Origin of the sequence: Millionella massiliensis, assembly GCF_900104655.1 — a bacterium.
In the GTDB taxonomy this organism is placed as follows: Bacteria; Bacteroidota; Bacteroidia; order Bacteroidales; family Rikenellaceae; genus Rikenella; species Rikenella massiliensis.
In genome coordinates, this window is the sequence record NZ_FNWD01000002.1 from 2,821,238 (window position 1) to 2,838,923 (window position 17,686).

At 58.3% G+C, this 17,686-nt stretch carries 11 protein-coding genes; 5 read left to right on the forward strand and 6 right to left on the reverse strand.

The features are described from left to right. Positions 1–7 precede the first annotated feature (7 nt). From der to rlmH, 3 genes are all read right to left on the reverse strand, one after another. The gene (gene der, locus BQ5379_RS10700) at positions 8–1,324 is read right to left on the reverse strand and encodes a ribosome biogenesis GTPase Der (RefSeq protein WP_071135425.1); all 1,317 of its coding nucleotides are present in this window, start codon (positions 1,322–1,324) and stop codon (positions 8–10) included. 720 nt (positions 1,325–2,044) lie between these two features. Then, a complete protein-coding gene (locus BQ5379_RS10705; RefSeq protein WP_071135426.1) occupies positions 2,045–5,419 on the reverse strand; it encodes a sensor histidine kinase in 3,375 nt (1,124 codons plus the stop codon). Between the two features lie 22 nt (positions 5,420–5,441). Continuing rightward, positions 5,442–5,918, reverse strand: coding sequence for a 23S rRNA (pseudouridine(1915)-N(3))-methyltransferase RlmH (gene rlmH / locus BQ5379_RS10710; protein WP_071135427.1), 477 nt, complete (start codon positions 5,916–5,918; stop codon positions 5,442–5,444). A gap of 306 nt (positions 5,919–6,224) precedes the next feature. Between rlmH and nadC the strand changes: the two genes are divergently transcribed. Then, the gene (gene nadC / locus BQ5379_RS10715) at positions 6,225–7,079 is read left to right on the forward strand and encodes a carboxylating nicotinate-nucleotide diphosphorylase (RefSeq protein WP_071135428.1); all 855 of its coding nucleotides are present in this window, start codon (positions 6,225–6,227) and stop codon (positions 7,077–7,079) included. Then, positions 7,080–9,242, forward strand: coding sequence for a S9 family peptidase (locus BQ5379_RS10720; RefSeq protein ID WP_071135429.1), 2,163 nt, complete (start codon positions 7,080–7,082; stop codon positions 9,240–9,242). It begins immediately after the preceding gene. Between the two features lie 249 nt (positions 9,243–9,491). Here the strand turns inward: BQ5379_RS10720 and BQ5379_RS10725 are convergent, their stop codons facing one another. From BQ5379_RS10725 to BQ5379_RS10735, 3 genes are all read right to left on the reverse strand, one after another. Then, on the reverse strand, positions 9,492–10,421 hold the full coding sequence (locus BQ5379_RS10725; protein WP_071135430.1) for a M23 family metallopeptidase: 930 nt from the start codon (positions 10,419–10,421) through the stop codon (positions 9,492–9,494). A 117-nt stretch (positions 10,422–10,538) separates the two neighbouring features. Continuing rightward, a complete protein-coding gene (locus BQ5379_RS10730) occupies positions 10,539–12,083 on the reverse strand; it encodes a glycine--tRNA ligase (RefSeq protein WP_071135431.1) in 1,545 nt (514 codons plus the stop codon). Between the two features lie 34 nt (positions 12,084–12,117). Further along, positions 12,118–13,635, reverse strand: a complete 1,518-nt coding sequence (locus BQ5379_RS10735) for an arylsulfatase (protein WP_071135432.1) — start codon at positions 13,633–13,635, stop codon at positions 12,118–12,120. 68 nt (positions 13,636–13,703) lie between these two features. Here BQ5379_RS10735 and ruvX point away from each other — a divergent pair, with 68 nt between their 5' ends. The 3 genes from ruvX to BQ5379_RS10750 all read left to right on the forward strand — a co-directional run bounded on the left by ruvX (position 13,704) and on the right by BQ5379_RS10750 (position 17,685). Beyond that, a complete protein-coding gene (gene ruvX, locus BQ5379_RS10740; protein ID WP_071135433.1) occupies positions 13,704–14,120 on the forward strand; it encodes a Holliday junction resolvase RuvX in 417 nt (138 codons plus the stop codon). 109 nt (positions 14,121–14,229) lie between these two features. Continuing rightward, a complete protein-coding gene (def, locus tag BQ5379_RS10745; protein WP_071135434.1) occupies positions 14,230–14,787 on the forward strand; it encodes a peptide deformylase in 558 nt (185 codons plus the stop codon). Between the two features lie 57 nt (positions 14,788–14,844). Continuing rightward, complete coding sequence (locus tag BQ5379_RS10750; RefSeq protein WP_071135435.1) at positions 14,845–17,685, forward strand: PD-(D/E)XK nuclease family protein; 2,841 nt, start codon at positions 14,845–14,847, stop codon at positions 17,683–17,685. Position 17,686: the final 1 nt, after the last annotated feature.

The following is a 17,686-nucleotide window of genomic DNA, read 5'->3' on the forward strand; positions in this document are numbered from 1 at the left end:
TGGTTGGTTATTTTTGTCGGAAGTAAATTTGCATGGGTACGCCGTGGAAGTCCCACTGGTCGCGGATCCGGTTCTCGAGGAAGCGGCGGTAGTTGTCCTTGACGTACTGGGGCAGATTCACGAAAAAGGCGAATTGCGGAGTGGGGGTGGGCAGCATCATGGCGTATTTGATACGGATGTATTTGCCTTTGATGCTGGGCGGCGGGGTCTGCTCGATGATGGGCAGGATGAAGTCGTTCAACTCGGAGGTGGGGATACGCCGTTTGCGGCTTTCGCACACCTGAAGGGCGGTCTTCAGTGCGTCGAAGATGCGCTGCTTTTCGATCACGGAGGTGAAGATGATGGGTACGTCGTTGAACGGGGCGAGCTTTTGCCGGATGTTTTCGGCGTACTCTTTCATCGTGTTGCTCTGTTTGTCGGGCACGGTGTCCCACTTGTTGACGACGATGACGCACCCCTTGCGGTTCTTGACGATCAGGTGGAAGATGTTCATGTCCTGTGCGTCGACTCCCTGCGAGGCGTCGAGCATCAGGATAGCGGTGTCGCAGTCTTCGATGGCGCGGATGGTGCGCATCACGGAGTAGAACTCCAGGTCGTCAGTCACTTTCTGTTTCTTGCGCAGCCCGGCCGTGTCGACCAGGTTGAATTCCATGCCGAACTTATTATAATAGGTATGGATAGCGTCGCGGGTGGTGCCGGCGATGGGGGTGACGATGTTGCGTTCCTGGCCCAGCAGGGCATTCGTGAGCGACGATTTGCCGACGTTGGGTCGGCCGACGATGGCGATTTTCGGAATCGCTGACTCTTCGGGTTTCTCCTCGGGGCTCTCTTCGGGCAGCGAGGCAACCACGGCGTCGAGCAGGTCGCCCGTACCGGAGCCGGTCATGGAACTGATGGTGATGGGGTCGCCGAGCCCCAGGGCGTAAAATTCGTAGGAGTCGGTCTGCCGGGCCGTATTGTCGACTTTGTTGACGACCAGGTGGACCGGTTTGGTCTGTTTGCGGAGCAGGTTGGCCATGGTTTGGTCGAGGTCGGTGATGCCGGTTTCGACGTCGACCAGAAAGACCAGTGCGTCGGCCTCTTCGATGGCCAGTTCGACCTGTCGGCAGATGGCCTGTTCGAATATGTCTTCGGAGTTGACGGTGAAACCGCCGGTGTCGATGACCGTGAACTCACGGCCGTTCCAGTCGGTGGTTCCGTAGTGGCGGTCGCGGGTGGTTCCTTCGGTGGCGTCCACAATGGCTTGACGCATCCCGACCAGACGGTTGAACAGGGTGCTTTTGCCCACATTCGGGCGGCCCACTATCGCTACTATGTTTCCCATGGTTTTCTCTTTTTGTTGATTTTCAGTGTAATATGTGTTTCGAGTGCCGGCTCTCGACGGCCCGAAGGGCCTGAGTGTGCGGCTCTTAAACAGCGTGTAAAGGTAATACAATTTTTTCGGATATGGGGATAGTTGTCTAATCTATTGAAAATGAGAATAATATAAATTAGATATTAAAATTATTTAAAAAATTATCGAAATTATTTTGTAATTCAATTTTCTTGCCTTACCTTTGTGACATCGATTTAGGGAGGATAGCAGTTTGGCACACAAATTGCTTCTTTTCATAAAAGAGTTTGGGTTAGTAGCTGAGGGGGTGGTTCCCCGAAGCAAAAAAAGGACAGGCCGTGACGGACTGTCCTTTTTTTATGTGCTGAGGCGTAGGGTAAATGAATGAGTTAGGCGGGTGTTGTGTGGATGGTGCGGGGCTGGGGGCAAATGAGGAGCGGTTGAATTTTCGGTGCGGAGATGTCGGGTGTGGCGGTCGCGAAGTGAGGCGGTACATGGTAATGACGGAAATGGATGGATGAAATTGATTCTGTAAAAATTTTTTTATTGTTTGTGGCTGTTTTTCCTGAAGAGCGTGGAGCGATCGGTAAAAAAAATGTGCAGGGGGGAGAGGTCGGGAAGTAAATGTTACGACATAGATATATAAAGTAGCGAAGGAGGCTGTCCGAATCACGGGCAGCCTCCTTCGCATATTTTGCACGTTCGAAAGGGCTAACGGGTGGTGGAGGTGTGGTCGACGGGCAGTTCGACGGTGAAAACGGTGCCTTGTCCGCTGGTGCTGTCGAAGGTGATGCGTCCGCCGAGCAGTTCCACGATTTTGCGCGAAAGTGCCAGTCCTAAACCGCTGCCGCTGCTTTTGGTCGTGAAGTTGGGGACGAAAATCTTGTCCCGAATGTCGTCGGGAATACCGGGACCGTTGTCGCGGATGGTGACCAGAACGTGGTCGCCGGTCGTTCGGAGGGTGATGTCGATCCGGGCATCCTCCTGGCCGCTCATCGCCTGGACGGCGTTCTGACAGATGTTGACGAATACGCGGGTCAGGTGGTCGGGGTCGGCCGTTACCCAGACGGGTGAGACGTTTTCCGCTTCTGCGGCAGCTGCGTCGGTCGGTGTGTCCGGAGCCGGGGGGTGGGGAAGTTCTCCGTCGCCGGGGACGCCGAAGTGAAGCCGGACGCTGACATTGTCATAATCGGAGTAGAGCTGTGCGACGTTGCGGATGATCGGAACGAGGTCGATGCGGGTGGGGTGGCCTTCGCCGAGTTTGGCGAAATCCGAAAATTCGCTGGCAATCTTGGTCAGCAGGTCGATCTGGTCCAGCAGCAGGGCCAGCGTCGATTCCACCTTGGGGCGCAGTTCGCTGTCGCTGTCGTTCCGCATGGAGCGTTGCAGCATCTGGACCTTGAGCCGCATCGGCGTGAGCGGGTTCTTGATTTCGTGGGCCACCTGGCGGGCCATCTCGCGCCAGGCCCCTTCGCGTTCGCTGCGGGCCAGCTGGCGGTAGCTCTCTTCGAGGTAGTCGATCATCGTGTTGTATTGTTCGACCAGCATCCCGACCTCGTCGCTGATTTTGCGGCTGGAGCGGATAGCGTCGATCTTCTGCATCTTCGAGATGTTGCCCATGGCTTCGTGGAGCTGGTTGAAGGGCTTGGTCAGCACGCGGTAGAGCAGTTCCGAGAGGATGATGGCGATGCAGAGAATGATTAGGAAGAGGTTCAGAATATCGGACAGCAGTTCGTGTTGCAGCACGCTGCTGTTGATGTTGGGGCTGTAGTATTGCAGGTTGAGGTAGCCGCGCACTTGGCCGTCGACGATCAGCGAGGTGAAGGCCGAGGTGTATTTCGAGTCGTCGGTTTCGGTCACGAACAGCGGGCGTTTCAGGTAGTGCAGGTAGCGGTATGCCGCGCTGTTCATCCGCGAGATGTATTCGGGATGGGCGGTCGAGGTGGCGAGCAGTTCGCCGAGCGGGTTGAAGAGGCTCAGACTGTAATCGATGTCGCGGTGTTCGTTGGCGAGCCACTCCTGAGCGGTTTGAGTGTCGAGCGGGTGGGTTTTGAGGTACTGTTTGAGGCTTTGGCTGAGTCGCTGGATGTTGTTGTTGACAAAACGGCGTTGTTCGGCGCTGAAGTTGGTCAGCGTGTGGTTGACGATGACCAGCGTCACGGCCAGCATCGCGAATACGACTACCCCGATCACCACGGCACGTATCTTGAACGTCATCCGGGTACCGAGCCGCTGGATGTTGAACGAGTAGCCAGCCAGTTCGAGCAGCAGACCGCACAGAATGAACAGCATCAGGAATATGTAGACGTAGAGCGATATGGCGTCGAGCAGTGTGGTCGCCTTGCGGCTGACGATCAGCACGCCGTAGTTGCCGTCCTGGTCGAAATAGTTATAGAGAAAGTGTTTTTGTCCGCCGCGGGTCAGGATGGTGTCGTGGCCGGGTGTGAACAGCAGGCTGAGCCCCTGGTAGTTGTTGCTGTTGTTGTGTCGGAAGGTGATCTGGTGGTCGGCCACGCGGGCATAGGTGAAGTCCCGGAAACGGATATCCAGATCGGGTTCGCTCCCGTTCGGTTGCATCTCCTGGCTATTGGTCAGCAGTTTGTCCTGCGGCGAGGTGGCCAGAATTCGGGCATACAATTTTTGGGCATTGTTCTGTGCCGTGGTATTTTCCTGCGTGACGAAGAATGAGATGTAGGCGCTGAAGATAACCAGCGATGCGACGAACGAACCGTAGTGGCGGTAATTGTGTCGGAGGTAGTCGGTGGCGGCCGAGATGGCGTAGAACAGCACCAGAATGTAACCCGTCTGACGGATTTGGAGCTCGACGGGCCACAGGATGAGCAGGATCAACAGAACGGTCAGCCCGATGCGCAGTACCAGTCGGCGGGTGCCGAAGAGGGACAGGCCGGTATGGACCAGCAGCAGCCGGATGCTGACGAACAGGACCGTCAGCAGGTAGAACATGGCGCTGTTGTACGACAGGTCGAAGATGTCGTAGATCTGGATGTTGATTTTCGGGGTGTAGATCGAGAGGATCAGCGCGTAGTGGAACACCGACACGACGACGGCCAGCAGCAGCGACATGAGCAATACGACCAGCGCTTTGCCCCGTTTGGAGAGGTGTTTGTACTGCCAGCTTAGTTTGGCCCGGACCTGGAACAGATAGGCGGTGTAGATAAAGAAGATGCCGAAACTCAGCAGCAGGTCGCCCAGCGAACTGAGTACCTGATTGTGCAGGCCGTAGATTTTGGTAAACAGGAATCCGTTACTGTTGGGCAGACCGGCATAGTGCAGTCCGATGCGCAGCAGGGCATAGATCAGCAGAAGCAGACCGGCATTACGGAAGGCATTGTGTCTGGTGGTGTTGAGGCGGGTGATGTTTTTGATGAAGAGGCAGAACAGCAGAATGGCTCCCCAACCGCACAGCTCGGCGCCCCAGGGCATGCTGTCCAGTGGTTTGGCCTGGATGTAAAAACTGTTTGACGGGGTGTCGATCCGTTCGGCGTTGCCCAGACGGCTGCGCAGGCTGTCGCCGGCCGGCAGCAGGGTGATGCGTTGTTCGGAGAAGATGGTGGAGTTGTAGTGGTCGGTCTCGCGGTTGTAGAGTTTGATGACCACGGCGGCGCTTCGGTTGTTGCGGCTGTGAAAGGTGGTGATGACCTGGTGGTCGCCGATTTGTCGGATCGTGTGGGTCGGGTTTCGCCACGTCTCGTTGATGTTGGGCCGGAATGCGTAGCTCGACCAGTAGACCATCGTCGAATCGCGGAACAGCAGCACCGAGACCCCTTTCGAGGCCCATTGGGCGGGCCGGTTTTCGTCCCAGATCCGTTGCAGGTAGAGACTGTCGTCCGGCGAGTCGAGCCAGCTTTCGACGATGGGGGTGGTTTCGCGTTCGATCTCGCGCAGCTCGCGGGTGACGCGGTCGCTGTCGGGGTCGATCTTTTCGCCTACCCGGAAGTGGGCATAGAACAGGTTGATTGCCAGCAGAACCAGCGCGAAGGGCAGTACGACGGGGCGTATCAGCCGGCGAAGACGCAGACCGAACGAGCGTAGCGGGTTGGACGTATGGTGGGCGGGGCGGAGCATGGACAGTGGGCGGGCAGGACGGTTAACGGTGGTGGTAAGGTTCGCCGTTGAGGATCGTGAAAGCGCGGTAGAGCTGTTCGACGAAGATCAGGCGGACCATCTGGTGGGAGAAGGTCATCCGCGAGAGCGAGATTTTCTCGTTGGCGCGTGCGTAGACAGCTGCCGAAAAACCGTAGGCGCCGCCCACGACGAAGACCAGTTTGCGGGTTCCCCGGTTCATGATGCCCTGGAGCCATTCTGAAAAGGCGACCGATCCGTCGGGCAGCCGTCCGTTTTCGTCCAGCAGCACCACGTGGTCGCCTGGTGCGAGACGGCTCAGGATCAGTTCGCCTTCGGTGGTTTTGATCTGCTCTTCGCGCAGGTTTTTGGCGTTCTTCAGCTCGGGAATCACGCTCTGGCTGAAGCGGACGTAGTGTCCCAGACGGTCGGTGTATTCGCGGATGCCGCTCTCGAGCCAGGCTCCGACGGTTTTGCCTACGACGATCAGTTCGATGACCATGTTTTACGGTTTGGGGTGCGTTGTTTTCAACAAAGCTACAAAATTGAGTCCGATTCCTATCGTATTTATTTCCTATTTTTGTGAGCCGGTCGTTGCGCCCGGGGCCTGTGAACGGGGAGAGGGGTGGAGTGAGCAGGAGGACGGGGGTGAGTAAAAGAAGGAAGTGGCGGTGTGAGTAGGAGACGAGGGGCCGGTGTGAGTGGGAGCAGCGCGTAAGCGTCTGCCGGAAAACGGACGGGCAGGCATCTTTCGGGGTGCAGCCATCAATCGGAACAAACGGAAAATACAATACTAAAGAATACGGACATGGAAAAAGCCTATGAACCTTTTGTCGATAAATTGATCGAACTGGCCATTGCCGAAGACATCGGCGACGGCGACCACACCTCGCTCAGCTCGATTCCGGCCGGCGAACGCGGTCGGATGAAGCTGTTGATCAAACAGGCCGGTATTTTGGCCGGTGTCGAGGTGGCCGAGCGGGTCTTCCTGCGGCTCGACCCGACGGTGACCTTCGAACACATACTGAAGGACGGCGACCGCGTGACGCCGGGCGACATTGCCTTCTATGTTGAGGGCAAGCTCATCACCCTGTTGCAGTCCGAGCGCATCATCCTGAACATCATGCAGCGCATGAGCGGTGTGGCGACACAGACCGCCATCTATGCCGATGAACTGAAAGGGTTGAAAACCAAGGTGCTCGATACGCGTAAAACCACGCCCGGGATGCGGGTGCTGGACAAAATGGCCGTGAAGATCGGCGGCGGCGAGAACCACCGTATTGGTCTGTTCGACATGATTCTGCTCAAGGACAACCACATCGACTTCGCAGGCGGCATTGCCAAGGCGCTGGCCGGGGCGCGTGCCTACCTCAAGGAGAAGAACAAGGATTTGAAGATCGAAATCGAGGTGCGTTCGCTGGAGGACATTGACGAGGTGTTCGCTGCCGGCGGTGCCGACCGGATCATGTTCGACAACTTCAGCGTCGAACAGACCCGCGAGGCGGTGAAAAAGGTGGCCGGACGGGCCGAAACCGAATCGTCGGGCGGCATCACCCTCGAAAACCTGCGGGCCTATGCCGAGTGCGGCGTCGATTTCGTCTCGGTCGGTGCGCTGACCCACCAGATCAAGAGTTTGGATATGAGCCTTAAAGCTGTCGAATAGATGAAAAAACGAGGATTTTGTCTGGCCGCTCTGGCGTTGGTCGCGGGAGTGGCAGTGGCCCAGCCCCGACAGATCGGATACGACGATATTGCCGGCGGTCGTCTTTCGGCACGGAGCGTCGGCGGTTTCCGACCGATGGCCGACGGCGAACACTATACGACCCTGCAGAACGGCGCCGTGTTGCGCTGGCGCTATGTCGACGGTCAGTTGGTCGATACGCTTTTCTGCGCTCCGGCCGACTTTCCGGCCGTGAACGGCTATGCGATGAGCGACGACGAAAGCAAGGTGCTGATTACGACGGGGCGTGTGCCGATCTACCGCCATTCGGCGCTGGCCGACTACTATGTCTTCGACCGTGAGACGAAAAGCCTTAAACCGCTGTCACAGAACGGGAAACAGCAGGAGGCTACCCTCTCGCCCGACGGCACGAAAGCCGCTTTCGTGCGGGACAACAACCTTTTCCTGGTGGACCTGACCGCCGCCCAGCCGACCGAACGGCAAATCACGACCGACGGAAAACGCGGGTCGATCATCAACGGCATTCCCGATTGGGTCTACGAAGAGGAGTACAGCTTCGCGCGTGCCTACGAGTGGGCTCCCGGTTCGGATGCCATCGCTTTCTACCGCTTCGACGAGAGCGGCGTGAAGGAGTATTCGATGAATACGTTTAAAGGCGCCCTTTACCCGCAGAACTACGACTTCAAATACCCCAAGGCAGGCGAAGCCAATTCGGTGGTCGGGATCAAGGTCTATCGCCTGGACGACGATTCGGTGGTCGATGTCGATCTCGATTCGGAAACGACCGACATTTACGTGCCGCGGATCGAGTGGGCATCGGACGGCCGGCTGGTGGTCCACTGGCTCAACCGGCTTCAGAATCACTACCGGATTCTGCTGGCCGACGCTTCGACCGGGGCTTCGTCGGTGTTGTACGAGGAGAAAAATCCGCGCTACATCGAACGCATCAACAACGAGACGGCCACCTTCCTGCCCGACGGGAAGGGCTTTGTGGTCAAGAGCGAACGCGATGGCTGGATGCACCTCTACCGGTACGACATGCAGGGCCGTCTGCTGAACCGCGTGACCGAAGGCGAGTGGGAGGTGACGGCACTCTACGGCATCGATGCCAAGGAGGGCAAGGTCTATTTCCAGTCGTGCGAGGGTTCGCCGCTGCGCCGGGGAGTTTACAGCATCGGGCTGAACGGCAAGGGCAAACGGCTGCTTTCGGCCGAAGAGGAGGTCGGAACCCACAGTGGGGTGTTCGGTGCGGGTTATCGCTATTGGATCGACTACTTCTCGAACAGCACGACGCCGACCGTGGTGACGCTTCGCCGCACGTCGGACGGCAAGGCGGTGCGGGTACTGGAGGACAACGCCGCCCTGCGCGAACGTCTGACTCGGGAGTACCTCCTGCCTACCAAAGAGTTCTTTACCTTCACCACGCCCGAAGGGGTGGAGCTGAACGGATATATCCTGAAACCGGCCGACTTCGATTCGACCAAACGCTATCCGGTTCTGATGACGCAGTACAGCGGACCGGGCTCGCAGCAGGTGGCCGACCGCTGGGGGTGGTCCTGGGAGGCGGCTCTGTTGCACGAAGGGGTGCTGGTGGTCTGTGTCGATGGCCGTGGGACGGGGCTGCGCGGCGAGGAGTTCCGCAAATGCACCTATGGCAACCTGGGCGGACTCGAAGTGCAGGACCAGATCTCGGCGGCTCGCTATGTGGGGTCGCTGCCTTTTGTCGATCCGGCGCGGATCGGGATCTACGGCTGGAGCTACGGCGGTTTCATGGCCCTGAACTGTATCCTGAAGGGGGCCGATGTATTTGCCCTTGCGGTGGCTGTGGCTCCGGTTACCTCGTGGCGTTACTACGACACGATCTATACGGAACTCTACAACGGTCTGCCGCAGGACAACGCTGCGGGATATGACGACAACAGCCCGATCCACTTTGCCCATCTGCTGAAGGGCAAACTGTTACTGGCTCACGGTACGGGTGACGATAATGTGCACATCCAGAATAGTTACGAGATGATCGAACAGCTGGTGCAGGCGGGCAAGGAGTTCGAGTGGATGATCTATCCGGACAAGAACCACGGCATGGGTTCGTCGCGCGACCACCTGTTGCGGCGTGCGATTCGCTTTGTGAAGGATAATCTGTAGCGTACGATCCGCACACGTTGCGGATGAATAAAACGGCGCGGGGTCAGGAACCGAATGTTCCTGACCCCGCGTGCTATATTCGCACTCCCGATACAGACGGGTAGATATGTTTCTATATAAGGCGTTGTATTTGTGGGTGTTAGTTTATGGTCTGAGCTCGGGTAGAAGGGTAAGTATGTATGTGCGCAAGCTCGGCGGAAGAACACACACACTGTACGGGCTCGTGTAATCGGATTTTGTTCCGGAGTCTTATTTCATTTGCTTGATCTCCCGCTTGGTCATTTCGGCCTGTACCAGTTCAGGTGAAGATACAGCCTGGTAGGATCTCCCGTCCTGTAGTTGACAGGTACCTTCGGAGGTGGCGAAATGGGGATTGTAATAGACCCACTCGAAGAAGGTTTCGGCGTTCGGCGAGGTGACATTGGGCTTTTCGTCCGGGAAATAGATAAGCATGCGGAGCTGTGTCTCCGCTGTGCCTTCGTTGTAGCTGCCGGCGCGGGCTATCGGTGTGCCGGGATAGACGATGTCGCCCTCCCGGACCTGAATGCTGCCGGCCTCCAGCACCGAGTAGTTGCAGAGCGTTCCGTCGGGATGTTCGATCAGAACGTTGTTGTTGTCGCTGTGGTAGCTGGCCGAAAGATGGGACTCCAGTTGTGCTGCTCCGTCGTGGACTTCGACCACGGTGCCTTTCCGGGCGGCGAAAACGGTGTCACCCGGGTTGAGCAGGAATTGCCAGGAATGCCAGCCGCGGGCGGGCTTCCCGTTGAGGAAGGTCTCATTGAGATTCAGAATGGATCGTGCCATGACGGGGGCGTGGGAGGTGCTGTACGGCAGACGGTAGACGAACGAACTGTCGAGCTTGGGATGGTGGTAGCCGCGGACGTAGGTGTAGCGGTAGGCACATCTGACCGGTCGTTCGGCATTGGCGGCTTCTACGGTCAGCAGACGTTGGGAGGGACCGCGCATGATGGTTTTGAAGGTGGGAGCCTGGCGGGTGTTCTGCCGTTCGGTGAACACGATGGCGATGGTGTAGCTCCCGACGGTGTGTTTGACGGCTGAGATCTCCAGGTTGGTGTTATCGACCCATTTGCTGTCGATTTCGATGTCGGCTTGTTGAGCGGATAGTGTGAGTGAGGTGCTGAGCAGCGCTGCTGTCAGCAAAAGGTGTTTGGTAATCATGGCGGGGGAGTTTAGACGTGCTTTCTGAGATATATACAAAAATTGCGCCAGATTTTACGATAAATCTGGCGCAATTCTTTCAGTTTGTAGTCTTGCCGGTGGGCTATCGGCTGTGCTCTACTTGACGAGTTTTGCGAAGAGCGGACGCAGGCTGACCATGTCGTGAACGATCTTGGGCAGGTCGGCGATGGCGACGCGTTCCTGCTGCATGGTGTCGCGGTGACGGATCGTGACGGTCTGGTCTTCGAGGCTCTGGTGGTCGACCGTAACGCAGAGCGGGGTCCCGATGGCGTCCTGACGGCGGTAGCGTTTCCCGATGCTGTCTTTTTCGTCGTACTGTACGTAGTGGTCGAACTTGAGGTCGTTGACGATCTGACGGGCGATGTCGGGCAGTCCGTCTTTCTTGACCAGCGGCAGTACGGCCACTTTCACCGGAGCGAGAGCGGCCGGGAAGCGCATCACGATACGTTCTTCGCCGTTTTCGAGTTTCTCTTCGGTATAGGCGGCCGAGAAAACCTGCAGGAACATGCGGTCGACCCCGATCGAGGTTTCAACCACGTAGGGGGTGTAGCTTTCGCCGCTTTCGGTGTCGAAGTATTGGATCTTCTTGCCGGAGTATTTGGCGTGTTGCGACAGGTCGAAGTCGGTACGGGAGTGGATCCCTTCGACCTCTTTGAAGCCGAACGGGAATTCGTATTCGACGTCGGTGGCTGCATTGGCGTAGTGGGCCAGTTTCTCGTGGTCGTGGAAACGGTAGTGTTCGTCGCCGAAACCGAGGGCGCGGTGCCAACTCATGCGGAACTGACGCCAGTGTTCGAACCACTGCATTTCGGTGCCGGGTTTGACGAAGAACTGCATCTCCATCTGTTCGAATTCGCGCATGCGGAAGATGAATTGCCGGGCGACGATTTCGTTGCGGAAGGCTTTACCGATCTGGGCGATCCCGAAGGGGATTTTCATGCGGCCGGTTTTCTGCACGTTCAGGAAGTTGACGAAGATACCCTGTGCGGTTTCGGGACGCAGGTAGACGGTGTTGGCGCCGTCGGCCGTGGAACCCATCTGGGTCTGGAACATCAGGTTGAACTGACGAACGTCGGTCCAGTTTTTGGTTCCGCTGATGGGGCAGACGATTCCGAGCTCTTCGATCAGGGCTTTGACGCCGGCCAGGTCATTGGCGTTCAGCACTTCGGTCATTTTCTCGTGTGCGGCGTCGCGTTTGGCCTTGATTTCCAGCACGCGGGGGTTGGTGGTGACGAACTGTTCGCGGTCGAAGGCGTCACCGAAACGTTTGGCGGCTTTGGCCACCTCTTTTTCGATCTTTTCGTCCTGTTTGGCGATCCAGTCTTCGATCAGCACATCGGCGCGGTAGCGTTTTTTGCTGTCTTTGTTGTCGATCAGCGGGTCGTTGAAGGCGCTCACGTGGCCTGAGGCTTCCCAGGTTTTGGGGTGCATGAAGATGGCGGCGTCGATGCCGACGATGTTTTCATGCAGTTTGGTCATGGCGTCCCACCAGTAGCGTTTGATGTTGTTCTTGAGTTCGACGCCCAGCTGGCCGTAGTCGTAAACGGCGGCCAGACCGTCGTATATCTCGCTGGAGGGGAAGATGAATCCGTACTCTTTGCTGTGTGCGATCAGCTTTTTGAAAAGTTCCTCTTGTGTCATCGGGATCTGTGTATTAGTCGAGGGGCAAAGTTAACTATTTTCCTTCGGGTTTGGGATAGTTCGGGGTCAGTACCGGCACGTTTTTGTTCACGAGCAACTGGCCGTCGGGCGATACCCATTTGTCGCCGCGTTCGCTCAGGTGGCAGGCCATGCTCTTGCGGAAGGCTGCCATGCGTTCGGCCTGTGCGGGATCGGCATGCAGGTCGCGGGTCTCGTTGGGGTCGGTTTTCAGGTCGAACAGCTGTTCCTGGCCGTTGCCGTAGAACCAGATGTATTTGTAGCGGCCGTCCACCAGACCGACCCAGCCGCTGCCGCCGTAGCAGGTGGAGTGCTCCAGGTCGAGCTGGGTGCGCCATTCGGCTTTTTTCGGGTCGCGCAGCAGCTCGAGGATCGACTGACCGTCTACGCCCTGCGGAATCTCGGCGCCGGCGGCGTCGAGGAAGGTGGGCAGGATGTCGCGGATTTCGACCAGCTCGTCACGGGTGGTGCCGCGTTTGACCTTTGCCTTCATCCCTTCGGGGTAGCGCACGATGAACGGAATGTGGGCCGAGCCTTCGTAGGCGTAGGTCTTGCGCCAGTGGTAGTGATCGCCAAGCATGTCGCCGTGGTCCGAGATGAAGATGATGATCGAGTTGTCGTAAAGCCCTTTCTCTTTGAGGGCTTCGATCACGCGGCCGATCTGTTCGTCGACGAAGGTGACGTTGGCTGCGTAGTGGCGGCGTGAGTTGAGGGCGTACTCTTCACCGAAGTCGCCATAGGCGGCAATCGGGTTTTTCACCGGATCATGCGGGTAGCGGATCGAGTAGGTCGAGTCCCAGCCGCCGGTGGCCGGGGCGGGCATCGGTACGTCGGCATACTGGTCGAGATAGCGGCGTGGCGGGTCGTACGGGCTGTGGGGGCGTGCGAACGATACCTTGAGGAAGAGGGGCTGCGATTTGTCGTAGTTGCGGATGAACTGTACGGCGCGTTCGCCGGTCCACCATGTGGGGTGGAGGGTGTCGGCCAGCGGATAGACTGCCGCGGCGTGGCCGTTCCAGTCGATGTGGCTCGAGTCGGGGTTGAGGCCGGGGGCCACGCGGGCAAACCACTGGCGGTAGTCGCTCACGAAACCGGGGTCTTCGACGCGGCCTGATTCATCCAGCTCGGTATTGGCGAAGCCGTGCAGGGCGCGCTGCGGATGCCAGTGCATTTTTCCGATTCCGTAGCTGTAGTAGCCGGCGTCGGTGAGCAGCTGGGGCAGCTCGATGGGGTAGTGGGGCGCCACTTTGGCATAATAACCGATCATGCCGTGGTGCCACGGAGCCTGACCGGTGAGCAGACCGGAGCGGGCCGGGGTACTGCTGGGCGTCGAGCTGTAGCCGTTGACGAACTGTACGCCGTCGGCGGCCAGTGCGTCGAGGTTCGGGGTGATGATATTGGGGTTGACCGTGCCGAGAAAGTCGAAGCGTTGTTGATCGCTCATCAGCAGGATCACGTTGGGACGTTCTTTGGGAGCTCCGTGTGCGGCTCCTATGGCGGCCAGGGCGGCCAGTGTCGCGAGGGTCTGTTTCATGATTGGGTTGGGTGAGTGTTCAAAGGTACGAAAAGCTCGTTTTATTTCGTTACTTTTGTGTCTGGATTATGGGAAGAATCGTTGCAATAGACTACGGCAGAAAACGGGTCGGACTGGCCGTTACGGACCCGCTGCAGCTTATCGCCACCGCTTTGGATACCGTCCCGGCTCACGAGGCGGTCGATTTTCTGGTCCGTTACGCGGAGCAGAACGAGGTGGAGTTGTTCGTGGTGGGCGAACCGCGCCAGATGAACGGCGAACCGTCCGAGTCGCAGCGCTATATCCGTCCGTTTGTGAACCGCCTGCGCAAGGTGCTGCCCGACATTCCGGTCGTCTTTCATGACGAACGCTTCACCTCCGTGCTGGCCCACCGGGCGATCATCGAAGGCGGGGTCCGGAAGATGGAACGGCGCACGAACAAGGGGCTGGTCGACCGGGTCAGCGCCGTCATCATCCTGCAATCCTATATGGAGTCGCGACATTGACCCGCGTGCGGTATCGGGCCGGAGAGAACGTTCGGCGCCAGGCGTGCATCGTGCGGGTGGTTATTGCGTGAGTCCGATGAATGTTGTCCTGAAAAAACACTGATAAACCATGATATTACCGATCTACATCTACGGATCGCCGGTTCTGCGCGAAGAGGCGCAGGATATTGACGTGAACAGCTATCCCAATCTGAAGGAGTTGATCTCCAATATGTTCGAAACGATGGAAGAGGCCGATGGCGTCGGGCTGGCCGCTCCCCAGGTGGGGCTCCCGATCCGACTCTTCTGCATCGACCTGACGCCGGTGGCCGACGAGGTTCCCCAGGGGATGCCCCTCAAACAGGTCTTCATCAACGCCCATATCTATGAACGCAGCGGCGCCGAAGTGAAGATGGGCGAAGGGTGTCTGAGCCTGCCCGGGCTGAACGAAGACGTCGTACGGCCCTCTCAGATCCGTATCCGCTATATCGACGAGAATCTGAAGGAACGTGACGAGGCGTTCGACGGTTTCCCGGCCCGCGTAGTGCAGCATGAGTACGACCACATCGACGGTATCGTCTTCACCGACCGCATTGCCCCGATCCGCAAAAACCTGATCCGTTCGAAACTGGCCGCCTTCACCAAAGGCAAGTGGCGGGCCGCCTATCGTTGCAAACTGGGAAAATAGTCACCGACGGCCGTGTCGCTCTGTTGCCGTCCGGCCCCGAACAGCGGAGGGTAGTCCATGAAAAGATTTTTAACCGAGACGGCCGAAGCACTCTATGCGGAGTACGGGAGCGGTATTTCCGATCTGCATATCATCTTTCCCGGTAAACGCGCCCGTCTTTTCTTCAACGAAGCGTTACTGGGCATCAGTGGCGGGCGTCCCATGTGGCAGCCCCGCTACCTCTCGATGGACGATCTGATCCGCAGCCTGTCGTCCCTGCAGAGCGGCGACCGGTTGCGGCTCGTGGCGGAGTTGTACAAAATTTACAGCCGTTACCACTCTGAACCTTTCGACCGTTTTTTTCGCTGGGGCGAGATGCTGCTGGCCGACTTCGACACCATCGACAAATACCTGATCGATGCCGGAGCGCTCTACACCAACATCAGCGACCTGCGTGACATTGAGGCCCGTTTCGGCGGTCTCTTTGCCGGGAACGACGAGGCCATGGAGCTGGTGCGCGGTTTCTGGCAGACGCTCGACCGGAAAAGCGTCCGCTCGGCCGAACAGCAGCAGTTTCTGCGGATATGGCGGTCGCTCCATGCGATATATTCTGAATACAAAACCCGCCTGCGCGAGCTCGGCATCGGATACAGCGGCATGATCTACCGCGACGTGGCCGAGAGTCTCGATCCGGAGGCGGTCGATGAACGGTTTGCCGGCAAACGTTTCTGTTTTGTCGGCTTCAACGCACTGAACGAGTGTGAAAAACGGCTCTTCGGCTACTTGAAGACGATCGATGCCGGCCGCTTCTACTGGGACTACGATAACTACTTTTTTAACTCTGAAGATCAGGAGGCCGGCCGATTTATCCGGCGTAACGTCGCCCGTTTCGGCGACGACGGGCCCGCGTTCGAACGCGACAACTTTGTCCGGCCCAAACGCATCCAGGTGATTTCGACCCCTTCCGACATTCTGCAATGCAAAGCCCTGTACAGCGAACTCGAAGAGATTAGCCGTGAACAGGGGCAGATCGACAAGGAGACGGCCATCGTGCTCACGGACGAAAATCTGCTCCTGCCCGTGCTGCACTCCATTCCGTCCGTGGCCCGGCAGCTCAACATCACGATGGGTTATCCGCTGGTCAATACCGTGCCCTATATCCTGTTGGAACGGCTGCTGATGCTGCAGAGCCACCAGCGCGAAGGACTCTTCTCCCACACCGATGTGCTGGGGGTGCTGGCCCATCCCTACGTGGCCGAGCGGTCGGCCGACGCGGCGCGTGAGGCCATCGAGCGGATCAATACGTGGCAAACCGTGTGGGTGCCGCCCGACTTTTTTGCCGGCGACGAGTTGCTGAGCTGCATCTTCCGGTCGGTGACCGACGTAGAGCAGATGCAGCGCTACATCGAGGAGATTCTCTCGCAACTGGGAGCCGTCGAGTCCTCCTCGGAGGAGGCGCGCGAACGCAAGGAGTTTATCTTTACGATTCTGGACCACGTGATTCGCCTGGGGAACACCGTGCGCGAATGCGGCATCGAGCTGCCCGTCGGAATCTACGTGTCGCTCCTGCGGCAGACACTGAACGGCACCCGTGTTCCGTACGAGGGCGAACCGCTCAGCGGGCTGCAGGTGATGGGGATTCTGGAGACCCGCAACCTCGATTTCGACAACGTGATTCTGCTGTCGCTCACGGACGACAATTTCCCTGGTAATCTGGAGGGAAGTTCCTACGTACCGTTCAACCTGCGTCAGGCCTTCGGGCTGCCCACGCCGCAGGATCACGAGGCGATGTATGCCTATTATTTCTACCGCCTGATCGCGCGTTGCCGGCGGTTGACGATGCTGTACAGTTCGGCGGCCGACGAAAAGCAGACCGGCGAGCAGAGCCGCTATATCTATCAGCTGGAGTACGAGTCGCCCCATCAGCCCGAACGGGCCAACATCAACCTGCAGATCGACTACCGTCCCGTGGAGCCGATTCGGGTCGAGAAGTCGCCCGAGGTGATGCGGCGGTTGGAACGGATGGAGTTTTACCCCTCGAAGCTGAACCGGTACATCGACTGTCCGCTGAAGTTCTACTTTGCCGACATTGAGCGGCTCGAAGTGCCCGATCAGATCGAGCCCGAAGTGACCCATCTGGATGTCGGGAATACGCTTCACCGGGCGATGGAACTGCTCTACACGCCGATGCTCGGGCAGCCCGATGCGGCCCGTCGCATCGCGGCACTGACCGATGATGAGGTGCGCGAGGCGGTCGAACAGGCCATGGCCGACGTGATGGGGGCACGCGGGCAGCAGATCGAACTGAGCGGCCGGATGCAGCTGCACCGGGACATCGTATCGCGATACGTCAGCCATATCCTTCGTTTCGATATGCGCGAGGGGGGCGAACCTTTCGTTGTGTACGGGCTGGAGCGTAAGTTGAAGCACACCTTTGTGTTCGGCGGACGTTCCGTCGTGCTGGCGGGGGTGGCCGACCGGATTGACCTGCTGGCCGACGGCTCGTTGCGGATTGTCGATTACAAGAGTGGCGGCGATACGCCGGAATTCCCTTCGCTGGAGAGTCTCTTTACGAACGACGGGGTGTCGCAACATGGCGAGGTGCGTTGCTATAAGCATAACGGAGCCATGCTGCAAACGCTGCTCTATGCCCTGGTGCTCGGTGCCGAGGAACGGGCACCGGTGGCTCCGGCGCTCTATGTGGCGCGTAAGATGGGATCTGAGGCATTTTCGCCGGTGCCCGCCTGCAAGGACGAGACGATGCCGGTGGCCCGTTTCCGGGTCGAGGAGGCTCAGCCGCTGATGCAGGGGCTGGAGGCGATTTTCGCCTCGATGCTTGACCCGCAGATACCTTTCGTGCAGACTGAATATCGCGACAAGTGTGCCGTGTGCGATTTCCGCCGGATCTGCCGGAGATAAT